Consider the following 13,945-nt stretch of genomic DNA (forward strand, 5'->3'; position numbering starts at 1 on the left):
AGCTATGGCGTTTGATCGGCCAACAAAAAAGTATCCCATGCCTGAACAGGACCCTAAAGTGAGGGCAAAAAACTTTGATGAAGTGGCTCTGGGTTACAGTTTGGAACTTGCCATGAAAGAAGCTGAACGGTGTCTTGACTGCAAGAAACCTGCCTGCAAGCAGGGATGTCCGGTGGAAGTTGATATTCCTGACTTTATCCGATTTATTAAAGCGGGAGATATTGACAGCGCTATCAATAAAATAAAAGAAAAGAATGCTTTACCGGCGATATGCGGACGGGTGTGCCCTCAGGAGTCCCAGTGTGAAGGCCAGTGTGTTTTAGGAAAAAAGGGTGAACCGGTGGCTATCGGCCGTTTAGAACGATTTGCTGCGGATTATGAACTGGCCAAAGGCACCCAAAATGTTACGGTTGCTCCTCCTACCGGGAAAAGAGTGGCGGTGATAGGTTCGGGACCGGCAGGTCTGACCTGTGCTGCCGATTTGGCCAAACTGGGTCATAAAGTTACTATTTTTGAAGCTCTCCATGTTCCCGGCGGCGTGTTAATGTACGGGATTCCCGAATTCCGTTTACCCAAACGGATAGTGCAACAGGAAATTGACAATCTAAAGAAACTTGGTGTGGAAATAAAAACCAACACCGTGATTGGTAAAAGTTTAACCGTTGATGAACTTTTAGATGAAGAAGGCTATGATGCGGTATTTGTGGGTACCGGGGCAGGACTTCCGAATTTTATGGGGATTCCCGGGGAAAATTTAAATGGGGTATATTCGGCCAATGAATTTTTAACCCGGACCAACTTAATGAAAGCTTATCTCTTTCCCGAATACGATACTCCTATAAAGGTAGGCGAAAAAGTTGCAGTTTTAGGAGCCGGTAACGTGGCTATGGATGCCGCCCGGACCGCATTGCGGCTTGGGGCGAAAGAAGTCTACATCGTTTACCGGCGCTCGAGAAACGAGATGCCTGCCCGCTTGGAAGAAATTCACCATGCCGAAGAAGAAGGGGTAAAGTTTATGTTACTTACCAACCCAACCCGCATAATCGGTGATGAGAATGGATGGGTTAAAGCTATGGAGTGTTTAAAGTATGAACTGGGTGAACCGGATGAATCGGGTCGGAGATCGCCGGTTCCAATACCCGGCTCGGAATTTATTATTGAAGTGGATACGGTGGTGGTAGCTATTGGGCAAAGTCCGAACCCCCTGGTTCCCCGAACCACAAAAGGCTTAGAAGTGGGACGCAAAGGCAATATTATTGCCGATGAAAACGGAAAAACTACCCGGGAAGGAGTCTGGGCTGGCGGCGATATTGTTACCGGTGCTGCTACTGTAATCAAGGCAATGGGGGCTGGTAAAAAAGCTGCCAGGGCTATCCATGAATATTTAATGTCTAAATAGTTACCAACGAGTTTTAAAACCTTGAATAGGTTAAGCTTGTAGATCAAGCGATTTTTATGTTATTATTTAGAAAAGAACAGATGTTCCGGATTTAATTACTTGATTTAATTACTTTAATTAAAGAGGTTGGTACGATAAATGGCTTTATTTATTGTTTCAGTTTCGGAATTAACCGATTATATTGCCGAAAAATTTGAAAAAGATGATTGGTTAAATCAGGTTGCGGTAGAGGGGGAGCTTTCTAACTGCAAGTTTTCCCAGGGACACCTGTATTTTACCTTAAAAGATGAAAGGGCAGAGCTCAAGGGCGTCATGTACAAAGGACGGGCCTCGGCTCTGCCTTTTATTCCTCAAGATGGCCAAAAGGTCATTGTTTTTGGCCAGGTGGCGGTCTACAAAAAAAGGGGTATATACCAAATATATGCTGAGATGATTGAGCCCCTTGGTATCGGGGCTCTTTATTTAAAATTTGAGCAAACAAAAGAAAAGTTAAAGGATAAAGGATATTTTGCCGAAGAGCGGAAGAAAAAACTGCCCCGCTATCCCGAAAAAATTGGCATTGTTACGTCGAAAAACGGTGCAGCTATTAGAGATATTTTAACAACAATAAAAAAGCGTTGGCCCAAGGCTACTCTCTATTTAGTTCCTGTGGCGGTGCAGGGCGATGAAGCTCCCGGACAGATAGTAAAGGCGCTAAATTTATTAAATCGTTATAAGCTGTGTGAAGTAATAATTTTAGCCCGGGGAGGGGGAAGTTTTGAGGAGTTAGCGGCTTTTAACGAAGAGACGGTTGCCGATGCTATCTATGCTTCTAACATTCCCGTAGTTACAGGAATTGGGCATGAAACCGATACTTCAATTGCCGATATGGTTGCCGACCGCCGGGCGCCGACCCCAACGGGAGCGGCGGTTGAAGCTACCCCCAATTTAGTGGAAATATGGAATAATTTACGAGAGCAACGCCAGAAAATGGTCAAAGCTTTAGCTAATTATTTCCAGCGGGAACAAAAAAATCTGGAATTTCAGGAAAGAAGAATATTGAGAGCATACGAAAAATTAATAACCGATAAAAGCCGAGAAGTTACCGAAGGACTGACAAGGCTTTTAAGGAGTTTTAAAACAACTTTTCAGCAAGAAAAAAATCGGCTAAGCCTTTTAAAGGAAAAACTTATCCTTCTTTCCCCATATCTTCGTCACAAACAGCAAAAAGAAAAACTCGAAGAGCTAAAAGAGAGACTTTTTTTACGGTGTGCTGAATTATTAAAAAGAAATCAGGCGGTTCTTATCCAGCAAAGTTTGAGGCTAAGAACTTCCGTAAAAAATCTTGTTTTACAAAAAAACTTGGTACTTTCCTCTTATGAAGAAAGATTAAAGCTTTTAAATCCGTTAAAAATTTTAAATCGGGGTTATGCGGTGGTCTTTGATTTTGAAGGCAGGGTTGTTACTTCCGTTAATAATCTTCCGGAAAGATTTAAAATTAAATTTTCCGATGGGGAAGCCTTGGCTAAAGCCCTTGGCAAAAATATAATTGAAGGTGATAAAAATGATGACCTTTGAAGAAGCGATGAATAGATTAAACGAGATTGTGGAACGTTTGGAACGGGGAAATGTAGGGTTAGAAGAAAGCTTGGCTCTTTTTGAAGAAGGATTAAAGCTTCACCGTTTTTGCAGCGAAAAGTTGAAAGAGTTAGAATTAAAGTTAGTGGAAGTTCAGGAAGATGAAGCCGGCGAGGTTACTTTTGAGGAAATTGTGGAAATGGAAGATGATTTACCTTTTTAGCGGAGGAGTTTCATGGAGTTTGAAAGCCGTTTTAAAAGATATCGGAAAATGGTAGAAGAAGGTATTGGGCGTTTTCTGCCCCCGGACGATACCTATCCGCCAGTAATTCACCAAGCGATGAACTACAGCCTTAAAGCTGGTGGGAAAAGGCTAAGACCAGTCCTGATGCTGGCTGCAGGGGAATGGAGTGGGATTGCTCCGGAAAAATTGCTCCCGGCGGCGGTAGGGGTGGAGTGTCTGCACACCTATTCGCTTATTCACGATGACCTGCCGGCAATGGATAACGATGATTTTCGCAGGGGAAAGCCAACTAACCACAAAGTTTTTGGAGAAGCCATTGCTATATTAGCGGGAGATGCTTTATTAACCAAAGCTTTTGAACTAACTGCCAAGACCCTGGAACAGGGGATACCCGCGGAGCGGGTGGTCCGGGTAATTCAAGAACTGGCGGTAGCTTCCGGCTCCGAGGGGCTTATTGCTGGCCAGGTGGTGGATTTAAGTTCCAGTGAAGCCAAAAAAGACCCCGAGGTTTTGTTATATATTCATCTTAACAAAACTGCTCGCCTGATACGCTATAGTTTAATTGCCGGAGGGATTTTGGCGGGAGCTACCGAAGAAGAAATTAAAGCTCTGGATGATTACGGGCGCCATCTGGGCCTTGCTTTTCAAATTGTTGATGACCTGTTGGATGTAGTTGGTGATTTTCAAAAGATTGGAAAACCGGTGGGGAGTGACGAAAAAAATCAAAAGCTTACCTATGTTTCGCTTTTTGGTATTGAGGAAACCAAAAAAAGGGCGGAAGAAGAAATTAATGCGGCAAAGAATGTTTTAAAGCCCTATGGTGAGAAAAGCAGCTTTTTTATAAAGCTTGCTGAATTTATCCTAAAAAGAGAATCTTAGACATTATTTAGGAAAAAATTACTTTTGCTATGTTGCTGGATTTTTGTTATAATTGTAAGACAATTGAAAATAGCACGGGACGGCTGATGCAGTATCCTAGTCGGACCCGCACCTTTCGAAGACGGGCCTAAAAATCCGTCGCGGGCACATCGATGAAGTTCCTGGTGCTGGCTTACGACGCCCAGTCGGGGGCTGGTGCTGGGAGTTAAGGTTGGAGGGCGAGCCGCAATGGCATGCGGGCGTGGACCCTCCTTCCACGGAGACCCAAGTGCGTGGGGAGTATTCACGAACTACGGCTTGGGATTAAACCTGCACGTGGGGGCGTGCTACGTGCAGTGTAGCCTGCCTTGAGTGAAATGGGGGGATATTAGGTTAAGGGGAGAAGCCGATCGGGCCCTTAGGCTTCGAACCTTCTAATTGAAACCCATTTTGCAAAAGAGGCTAGATTGGTGCGGGAGCCGTCGGGGAAATCCTCTAGGCTGTTTGGCCCGGCCAAGGTCTTACGGGGATTGCAGTATGGACTAAGTGGTGATCCAGTTCCGCAGCGGGTAACCCTGCGGCAGAAGCTTTAAAGGGAAACCGCCTCCTCGGTGACGAGAGGTAGCTTCTGGGGAAATCCTACTGGACCTTAAGCCATAAAATTAACCCGTAAGGCTATCAGCCGTCCTGGCTACCTGGACCCTACCATTGAGGTGAAAAATCGTTGGGTAAAACCAAAAATAATCATTCCAAAGGGGAAAACGATTACTTCGGGCGTGTGATAAAGATAGCCTCTTTAACCTTTGGGTTGGCGTTAATTTTTACCGTTTTATCCGAGTATTTTATTGCCCGAACCCAGAGTATTTTCTTTGCAACTTTTTTTTTGGTGGTAATTATTCTTTTAAACATTGTCTTTGATATAGTGGGTACGGCGGTGGCGGCTGCTGAAGAAGCCCCGTTTCATGCGATGGCCAGCAAGAAAATACGAGGAGCTAAGGAAAGCTACCTTTTGGTGAGAAATGCCGATAAGGTAGCTAATTTTTGTAATGACGTTATTGGGGATATTGCAGGAACCATCAGCGGGGCCCTGGGCATTTCCCTGGCATTACAGATCGGCCGGTATTTTCCAGGGCATTTAGCGTTGATAAATATTTTAATTACCAGCTTTATTGCTGCCGTGATTGTTGCCGGAAAGGCTTTAGGTAAGAAAATTGCCATTGAAAAGGCCGAAAAGGTTATAGCCCTTGCGGGCATAACTATCTACCATTTGGAAAAAACTATGAAGGTTAAGATTATCAAAGACAGTTAAAGGAGGACTCCCTTTGGGACCTATTTTAGAGCGAATTTCCCTGCCGGAAGACATAAAAAAACTAAAACCCAGTGAATTAATGGCCCTTGCCCAGGAATTGCGGGAATACATTATTACCGTTGCCAGCCAGAATGGAGGTCATCTCGCTCCAAGTTTAGGAGTGGTGGAACTGACCATCGCCCTTCATTTTGTTTTTGAGGCTCCCAAAGATAAAATTATCTGGGATGTAGGGCACCAGGCTTATGCTCATAAAATTTTAACCGGCAGAAAAAAACAGTTTAAAACTTTAAGAACTTTTGGCGGTCTGTCGGGTTTTCCCAAAAGGGATGAAAGCCCTTATGATGCTTTTGGTGTGGGGCACAGCAGTACTTCCATTTCGGCAGCTTTGGGAATGGCTTTAGCCCGGGATTTAAAAGGTGAGCAGTACGAAGTGGTAGCGGTTATCGGGGATGGAGCTTTAACCGGAGGAATGGCTTTTGAAGCCCTTAACCATGCCGGGCATTTACAGAAAAAGCTAATTGTCGTGGTAAATGATAATGAAATGTCCATTGCCCAGAATGTTGGGGCTTTATCCGCCTACTTAAGTCGCATCCGTACCGACCCCAAATATTCCAGGGGTAAAGATGAATTAGAAGCCCTCATCAAAAAAATTCCGCATATTGGACCGACAATGGTGAAAATTGGCGAAAGACTAAAGGATAGTTTTAAATATCTTTTAGTGCCTGGCATGCTGTTTGAAGAGCTGGGATTTACTTATTTGGGACCTATCGATGGGCATAATATAAAAGAAATGATTGAAGTGTTCAGCCGGGCCAAAACTTTTGCCGGACCGGTGGTTGTCCACGTCATTACCAAAAAGGGGAAGGGCTATCATTGGGCTGAAGAAAACCCAGATGGCTTTCACGGTGTCGGCAAATTTTACATAAGCACCGGTGAACCGGTAGAAGCACCCAGGGTAAGTTTTACCGAAGTTTTTGGCAAAGCTCTGGTGGAGCTTGCCCAGGACCGTCCGGAGGTGGTGGCCATAACTGCTGCCATGCCAACCGGTACCGGACTAAATTACTTTGCCCAAAATTATCCCGAGCGTTTTTACGATGTGGGAATTGCCGAACAGCATGCGGTGACCATGGCGGCAGGAATGGCCTGTGAAGGGTTGAAGCCGGTGGTGGCTATTTATTCGACCTTTTTGCAGAGGTCTTTTGACCAGATAATTCATGATGTTTGCTTGCAAAATCTTCCGGTGGTCTTTGCCATTGACCGGGCGGGAATTGTCGGTGAAGATGGTCCAACGCACCACGGGATTTTTGATTTAAGTTATCTAAGGATGATTCCTAATCTTACCATTATGGTACCCCGAAATGAAGATATGTTGCGGAAAATGTTGTTCACGGCTTTAAACCACTCCGGCCCTGTTGCTCTCCGGTATCCCCGGGGAGCGGCGGTAGGGGTTGAACTAACACCTTATGAGCAGCTACCTATTGGCACTGCGGAAATTTTAAAAGAAGGCAGCGATGGAGTTGTTATCGGAGTTGGACGCCCGCTAAACTATGCTTTAAAAGCCGCCCAAAAACTTGAGAACGAAGGTATATCTTTAACTGTTATCGATGCCCGGTTTGTAAAACCTTTGGATTATAAGCTTTTAGAGGAAGTTGGTAGCTTACATAAACCGGTTATTACCGTTGAAGAAAATGTTGTTGCTGGAGGTTTTGGTTCGGCGGTAAATGAATATTTCTCCTTTAGGGGAATTGGAACAAAGGTGGTTAATTTAGGAATAGCTGACGAGTTTCCTCCTCATGGTAAGGTGGAGGAAATTTTAAACCTTTACGGCTTAACGGAAGAAAAGCTTTATTTAAAGTTTCGGGAGATCTTAAGTAAGCTATGAAAAAAAGGCTTGATGTTTTAATGGTGGAAAAGGGATTGGTCCATAGCCGGGAAAAAGCCCGGGCCCTAATTATGGCCGGTGAAGTTTTAGTGGGAGAACAAAAAGTTACCAAGCCCGGCACGATGGTAACGGAAGATTCACCCATTAGAATTTTAGGGCAGGGTTTAAAATATGTCAGCCGGGGCGGTTATAAGTTGGAAAAAGCTTTAGAAGAATTTAAGATAAATCTTCAGGGGAAAATTGTCATTGACATTGGGGCTTCCACCGGCGGCTTTACCGATTGTGCTTTGCAATATGGAGCAAATACCGTTTATGCAGTGGATGTTGGCTACGGTCAGTTAAGTCTTAAACTGCGGCAGGATCCCAGGGTAGTCGTTTTTGAAAGGACGAATATTCGCTACTTTTCTGTGGATAATTTACCGGAAAAACCTGGCTTTGCTACCTGTGATGTTTCTTTTATTTCATTAAAGTTAGTGCTGCCGAAAATTAAGGAAATTTTGGCGCCCCGGGGAGAAGCGGTGGTGTTAATAAAACCGCAGTTTGAGGCCGGACGAGAAAAGGTGGGTAAAAAAGGGGTTGTGAGGGATCCCGATACCCACCGGGAAGTGGTGAAAAATCTTTTAGAGTATGCCGAAGGGCTTGGGTTTCAACCTTTGGGGCTTACCTATTCTCCTATTACCGGCCCCGAAGGAAACATTGAATATTTACTCTATCTTTCGACCGACAATACTAAAGAAAAGGTTAAAATTGATGTTGACCGGGTTGTAACGGAGGCTTTTTTACGTTTTAATAAATAAGCAGGGGTTATCCCTGCTTTTTAAGTATAAAGGAGGAATTAAGGGAGGTTTGCGAGAATTAAAATAGCGGAGGTTGGCTACTTTGAAAACGATCGGTGTTGCGGTGAATAAAGATAAAAAACTTGGGCCCATTTTATTGGAAAAAATAATGGAAAAGGCCCGGGATTACGATTTTTTGCTGAAAAACCGCTACCTTGTTTCGGGAGAATGCGGTATAGTTGAAATAGCGGAAATCGATGAAAAAACCGAAAAAATTGATCTGGTTCTGGTTTTAGGGGGCGATGGGACGATTTTATGTGCTACCCGCTATTTTGCTCCTAAAGCAATACCCATCTTGGGAATAAATTTGGGTCAACTGGGTTATTTAAGTGAACTTGACCCCCAGGAAATAGATTTTGGACTGCAAAAAATCAGGGCAGGGGAATACCTTGTAGAAGATCGTACTATGCTTGAAGCCAGGGTCAGGCGTGCCAATCAGGAAGTTGCAGTTTTTTATGGTTTAAATGATGGAGTGTTAACCAAAGGTGCTTTTGCCCGGATTATCAACTTTGCAGTGTTTGTTGATGAACAGTACATAACCGAATATGCGGCGGATGGGGTAATTGTGGCAACTCCCACCGGGTCTACTGCTTATTCCCTCTCGGCGGGAGGAGCTATCCTCGATCCCGAGGTCAAAGCTTTTATTATTACCCCGATTTGTCCGCACACTCTTGCCGCCCGTTCCCTGGTGGTGGCGGATGATAAAGAAATAAGAATTGTGGTTAAGACCGCATTGGAAAGCAGTATGCTAACCGTTGATGGACAGCAGGGGTTTGGGATTAAACCGGGAGATGAAATTATTATTAAAAAAGCTCCTTACCAGGCAAAATTTATTAAACTTAAAAATCGTAGTTTCTATCAGCTTTTAAGAGAGAAGATGCGGGAGGCCAATCGTTACCATGATTAATTTAGAGAAAATTACCGGCCTCGTCCATTTATACCTGCAGGAAGTCGTGCAAGCTGGAGATGTTGCCGTTGATGCGACCGCCGGCAATGGTAACGATACATTGTTTTTAGCTCACCGGGTAGGGGAAAACGGTAAAGTTTATGCTTTTGACATTCAGGAACAAGCGCTGAAAATAACGGAACAAAAGCTTAAGGAAGCCGGTGTAGCCGAAAGAGCAGTTTTCATCTTGGATTCCCACGAAAAGGTTTTAGAGTATGTTCGGGTTCCCATAAAAGCTGCGGTTTTTAATTTAGGCTATCTTCCCGGAGGAGATAAAAGCATAGTTACAAAACCGTCTACCACTATCACCGGCCTTGCCGAATGTTACAAGTTATTACTTCCCGGAGGAATAATAACGGTTACCGTGTATGTGGGCCATGCGGGCGGGGAGGAGGAAAGGATGGTGATAGAGGAGTTTTCGCAAAGAATTCCCGACCGCGAAGGGTATGTGATTAAGCATGAATTTTTAAATCGACCACAAACTTATCCTAAGCTTTATATAATTGGGAAAAGGAGGAGTACGGTTGAAAATTCGCCGTCAGAAAAAAATTCTTGAACTTGTAGAACAGAAAGTAATAAGAACCCAGGAAGAGTTAGCGGAAGCTTTAAAAGAGGCCGGTTTCGATGTAACTCAGGCTACCGTTAGTCGGGACATAAAGGAACTGGGCTTGGTTAAAATTCCCTTTCAAAAGGACAGCTATCGGTATGCTCTGCCGCAAAAAACTGTATCCGCTGCGTCTATTGAACGTTTAAAAAGACTTTTTGCCGATGCGGTAAGCAGTTATGACCAAAGTGAAAACCTCATAGTTATTAAGACCTTACCCGGTGCAGCCCAGGGAGTAGCCAGTGCTATTGACCAGGTAGCATTTCCGGAAATTCTTGGGACTATTGCCGGGGATGATACTATTTTAATAATTGCTCGGGATCGGGAACAGGTTCCCAAAATCTTAGCGAGATTTGACGAATTTTTGACTTAGGTGATGATATGCTTTTAGCTTTGACGGTGGAGAATTTTGGGTTAATTGAGCGGGTAAATATGGAATTTACTCCGGGCTTAAATGTTCTTACCGGTGAAACCGGGGCCGGAAAGTCGATGCTAATTGATGCGTTACTTTTACTTTTAGGACAGAAAGCCCGCGGGGATATGGTGAGAAAAGGGACGGGTAAAGCCCTTTTAACCGCAACCTTTGAGTCGGAAAAGCTTTGCCGGAAACTTCGGGAGTACGGTTTGCCTGCCGATGAGGTGAACATTTTTTCCCGGGAAATTGCGGCGGACGGTAAGTCGGTTGCCCGGATTAACGGCACAGTGGTTCCGTTAACGTTATACCGGGAAGTGACTTTGGGGTTAATTGATGTTATGACCCAGCATGAGCAGCAAATGCTTCTTGCTCCTTCTTACCACTTAAAGCTTTTAGACCGTACGGGTAATGAGGAATTTCAGCGGTGGTGTAAACAGCTAAAAGAGGCCTATGAAGCGTGGGTGGAGGCGGAAAAACAGTACGAGGAAATAACTTCCCAGGAAATGGAGCGGTTAAAAAGAATCGATTATTTAAAGTTTTGCATTAATGAAATAGAAAAAATCAACCCTTCTTTTGAAGAAGAAGAACAGCTCAAGCTTTTACATAATAGGCTTTTAAACCAGGAAAAGCTTTATGGACTTATTGGTAATGCCTATCGGGAAATTTACGGCGAAAATGAACCGGGAATTGTTGACCGGTTGGGAAGAATCATCAAGGATTTAAAAGAGGCGGCCCGTTTTGACGCTTTTACCGAGGAAATTTCAAAAAAAGTCGAGGAAGCTACCCTTCTTTTAGAAGAAGCGGCTTTGGATCTAAAAACTTACTTGGACGATATGGAGAATCAATCCGTTAATCCCGATGAGGTTGAAGAAAGGCTCTATCGTTACGAGTTATTAAAGAAAAAGTACGGGCCTACCCTGAAGGATGTTTTGAATTTTTTGGAAAAGGCGCGGCAAGAATACCAAAATTTAAGCGAAATTGAAGAAAATAAAGCTTTTTATCAGGAAAAGGCCGTAAAATTGCGGGAAAACTATTATAAAATAAATTCCCTGGTTAAAGAATATCGAAGAAAGCTTGCGGTAAAGCTCGAAGAAAGCATTGCGCAGCATTTAAGAGAGCTTTTAATGCCGCATGCTCAAATAAAAGTTGTTTTTACCGACGCATCCCCCGGTCCGCGCGGGGATGAAGCTATTCAGTTTTATTTTCTTCCCAATCCCGGTGAAGATTTAAAACCCCTGGCCAGAATTGCCTCTGGGGGAGAGTTATCCCGTCTGTTACTGTCCTTTAAGCTGTACTTTAACCAGGTAGACGAGCATGAAACTCTCATTTTTGACGAGATTGAATCCGGTCTTGGGGGTAGTATTATCGAAGTGGTTGGCGAAAAATTAAAAAAGTTATCGTCAAATCACCAGGTACTCTTAGTTACCCATTCCCCTATTATAGCCGGTTTTGCCGATACCCATTTTGTTGTGGAAAAGGTAGTGAGCGAGGAACGTACGGAAACACGGGTGAAAAAACTAACTTTTGAGGAAAGAAAATGGGAAATTGCCCGAATGCTGGGCGAAAAGGAAATAGAAGCATTAAATTTAGAAATGGCTGAAAAAATTCTCAAAAAAGGAAAATAGCGGTTATTACCGCTATTTTTTTTTGGATATCACTCCAGAAAAATAACAACATAACGACGAAAACAAGAGAAAAAATAAAATTAACAAAAAAACTCGATGAAATGGGGTGATATCCATTGATAAAAGAAAAATATCGTAATAAATGGCTGATAATTGTCTTTATTTTACTGTTAGGAGTTATAAGCACCTGTTTACAATTAAGTAGCCTTCCGGAACAACCAAATCTGGCAAAAGCTAAAGAAAATTGTCTTGAAGTAAAATTATTGGGCTTAATCACCATTAAAGAAAATTCCGAAAAAAAGATTCCCATAAAATATCTTGTACCCGGAGGGCAAAGTATAGGGGTTTATCTTAAAACCCCTGGCGTTATGGTGGTTGGTTTTTCCGACGTAAAAACCAAAGATGGCGAAATAAATCCAGCCCGGGAAGCAAAGCTCAAAGAAGGGGACCTAATTTTTAAGGTTAACGACCTTCCGGTTAATCATGAATTTGAATTAAAAAATTTAATTAATCATCTGGGGGGACAAAAAATTACTTTAACTATTAAACGGGGAAAAGAAACGTTTAAGCGGGAAATAAATCCGGTATATAGTGAGGAGGAAAAACGCTGGCGCATTGGCGTATTTATTCGTGACAATATTGCAGGACTGGGGACCCTGTCTTACTATAACCCGCAGGACAAAACCTTTGGGGCTCTTGGCCATACTATTATTGATCCGGATACCGGCAAAGTTTTTCCGGTACAGCAGGGAAAAATTGTCGAGGCCAAAATTCAAGCAATTTATCCCAGCCGAAGAGGACAGCCGGGGGAAAAAATTGGAAAATTTATCCATAAAAACATTGTAGGCACTGTGTATTTAAATAACCGATTCGGGATTTTTGGCAAAGCAAGCCAGGAAATAATAAATCCTTATTTCCCAAAACCGGTACCGATTGCTTTTAAGGAGGAAGTCAAACCTGGGCCTGCGGAAATTTATACGGTTGTAAAGGGAGAAAAAATAGAGAAATTTACCGTTTATGTCGAAAAAGTGAGACCGTATCAAAAAGATGGTCGAAACTTAATCTTAAGGATAAAAGATCCCCGGCTGTTAAGCCTAACCGGCGGGATTGTCCAGGGAATGAGCGGTTCGCCGATAATTAAAGAAGGCAAGTTTATAGGGGTAGTGACCCACGTGTTTTTAAGTGATAGCAGCAAAGGTTACGGTATTCTTATAGAAAACATGTTAAAAGAAGTGTATAATAGTAATAACTTTTGGGTGCTTAACTCTACTTTTTCTTTTGTAAAATACTGTCGCTATTTTTCGGAAAAAAATATTTTGTCAATAGCAGGAAAAAGATTTATACCGTCGAAATGTATTTTAGGCAATAAAAAGGAAATTATTAGGAGGCGGGGGAAGTGGATCCAATTAGAATTGTCATCATTGATGACAACCGGGAGTTTTGTGAGCTTTTAAAAGAATTTATAAACCAGCAGGAAGATTTTTTCCTTGCTGGAATAGCCCATAATGGCGTTGATGGGTTAGAGGTAATTGCCCAGCAAAAACCTGATATTGTAGTTCTTGATATTATTATGCCCCATTTGGACGGGATCGGCGTGCTGGAAAAACTTACCGAATTTGAAGATAGACCTAAAGTAATTTTGCTCACCGCTTTTGGCCAGGAATCAATAACGCAAAAAGCGGTGGAGTTAGGTGCTGATTATTATATTTTAAAACCTTTTGATTTTTCGGTTTTAGCTGCGCGCATAAGACAGTTAGCGCAGGGTATGGTTGCCAGCAAACCAATAACTGCTTCCAATACAACTTCCGTTCTTTCCTCCCAATTACCCAAAACAAAAAATCTGGAGTTATTGGTAACCAATATCATCCATGAAATGGGTGTACCGGCCCATATTAAGGGTTATCATTATTTAAGGGACGCCATTTTAATGGTTACGAAAGAAGTGAATCTTTTAGGGGCAATAACCAAGGAGTTATATCCCATGATTGCTCAAAAGTATCATACCACTCCCAGCCGTGTAGAGAGGGCCATCCGCCATGCCATTGAACTGGCCTGGGATCGAGGGAATATTGAGTTAATTAACAAGTATTTTGGTTATACTATTGATGTCGAACGGGGTAAACCTACTAATTCCGAGTTTATTGCTATAATTGCCGACCGCTTGCGTTTAGAAGCCAAGGTTAGTTAATAATAAGTTTTACGGTAAGCGCCAGGTTTCCTGGCGTTTTTTACTGTGCTATAATAGGAAGGAAAAAAGTATCTTGGGGTGG

At 43.0% G+C, this 13,945-nt stretch carries 14 protein-coding genes; all 14 read left to right on the forward strand.

The genetic code is table 11. From position 1 onward, the window contains the following. The first annotated feature begins 4 nt into the window (after nt 1-4). The 14 genes from gltA to spo0A all read left to right on the forward strand — a co-directional run bounded on the left by gltA (nt 5) and on the right by spo0A (nt 13,863). A complete protein-coding gene (gene gltA, locus CARFE_RS0104690; RefSeq protein WP_028051920.1) occupies nt 5-1,399 on the forward strand; it encodes an NADPH-dependent glutamate synthase in 1,395 nt (464 codons plus the stop codon). A 138-nt stretch (nt 1,400-1,537) separates the two neighbouring features. Next, a complete protein-coding gene (gene xseA / locus CARFE_RS14295; protein WP_051250159.1) occupies nt 1,538-2,956 on the forward strand; it encodes an exodeoxyribonuclease VII large subunit in 1,419 nt (472 codons plus the stop codon). After that, nucleotides 2,943-3,179 (forward strand): exodeoxyribonuclease VII small subunit, encoded by a 237-nt coding sequence (gene xseB, locus CARFE_RS0104700; protein ID WP_226986703.1) that lies wholly within the window; start codon nt 2,943-2,945, stop codon nt 3,177-3,179. The genes xseA and xseB overlap by 14 nt, the downstream gene beginning before the upstream one ends. 12 nt (nt 3,180-3,191) lie before the next feature. Continuing rightward, nucleotides 3,192-4,079 carry a polyprenyl synthetase family protein gene (locus CARFE_RS0104705; protein WP_028051921.1) on the forward strand — a complete coding sequence of 296 codons (888 nt, stop codon included), beginning with the start codon at nt 3,192-3,194 and terminating at the stop codon, nt 4,077-4,079. A gap of 449 nt (nt 4,080-4,528) precedes the next feature. Further along, complete coding sequence (locus CARFE_RS16685) at nt 4,529-4,651, forward strand: hypothetical protein (protein ID WP_268874211.1); 123 nt, start codon at nt 4,529-4,531, stop codon at nt 4,649-4,651. Between the two features lie 131 nt (nt 4,652-4,782). Next, nucleotides 4,783-5,367 carry a hypothetical protein gene (locus CARFE_RS0104715; protein ID WP_218852499.1) on the forward strand — a complete coding sequence of 195 codons (585 nt, stop codon included), beginning with the start codon at nt 4,783-4,785 and terminating at the stop codon, nt 5,365-5,367. Between the two features lie 22 nt (nt 5,368-5,389). Further along, entirely contained in the window at nt 5,390-7,249 is a 1,860-nt protein-coding gene (gene dxs / locus CARFE_RS0104720) for a 1-deoxy-D-xylulose-5-phosphate synthase (protein ID WP_456064301.1), read from the forward strand. Further along, the gene (locus tag CARFE_RS0104725) at nt 7,246-8,046 is read left to right on the forward strand and encodes a TlyA family RNA methyltransferase (RefSeq protein ID WP_028051924.1); all 801 of its coding nucleotides are present in this window, start codon (nt 7,246-7,248) and stop codon (nt 8,044-8,046) included. The genes dxs and CARFE_RS0104725 overlap by 4 nt, the downstream gene beginning before the upstream one ends. A gap of 82 nt (nt 8,047-8,128) precedes the next feature. After that, nucleotides 8,129-8,992, forward strand: a complete 864-nt coding sequence (locus tag CARFE_RS0104730) for an NAD(+)/NADH kinase (RefSeq protein WP_028051925.1) — start codon at nt 8,129-8,131, stop codon at nt 8,990-8,992. After that, nucleotides 8,985-9,587 carry a tRNA (mnm(5)s(2)U34)-methyltransferase gene (locus CARFE_RS14300; RefSeq protein ID WP_154652720.1) on the forward strand — a complete coding sequence of 201 codons (603 nt, stop codon included), beginning with the start codon at nt 8,985-8,987 and terminating at the stop codon, nt 9,585-9,587. Before CARFE_RS0104730 ends, CARFE_RS14300 begins: the two co-directional genes overlap by 8 nt. Next, complete coding sequence (argR, locus tag CARFE_RS0104740) at nt 9,556-10,008, forward strand: arginine repressor (protein ID WP_011344873.1); 453 nt, start codon at nt 9,556-9,558, stop codon at nt 10,006-10,008. Before CARFE_RS14300 ends, argR begins: the two co-directional genes overlap by 32 nt. 8 nt (nt 10,009-10,016) lie before the next feature. Further along, nucleotides 10,017-11,675: a DNA repair protein RecN gene (gene recN, locus CARFE_RS14305; RefSeq protein ID WP_051250160.1), complete on the forward strand. Its 1,659-nt coding sequence runs from the start codon at nt 10,017-10,019 to the stop codon at nt 11,673-11,675. Nucleotides 11,676-11,791: 116 nt separating this feature from the next. Continuing rightward, complete coding sequence (gene spoIVB / locus CARFE_RS14310; protein ID WP_051250161.1) at nt 11,792-13,129, forward strand: SpoIVB peptidase; 1,338 nt, start codon at nt 11,792-11,794, stop codon at nt 13,127-13,129. Continuing rightward, complete coding sequence (gene spo0A / locus CARFE_RS0104755; protein ID WP_028051926.1) at nt 13,072-13,863, forward strand: sporulation transcription factor Spo0A; 792 nt, start codon at nt 13,072-13,074, stop codon at nt 13,861-13,863. The genes spoIVB and spo0A overlap by 58 nt, the downstream gene beginning before the upstream one ends. Nucleotides 13,864-13,945 lie beyond the last annotated feature (82 nt).

The sequence above is a fragment of the Carboxydothermus ferrireducens DSM 11255 genome (assembly GCF_000427565.1).
Taxonomy (GTDB): domain Bacteria; phylum Bacillota; class Z-2901; order Carboxydothermales; family Carboxydothermaceae; genus Carboxydothermus; species Carboxydothermus hydrogenoformans.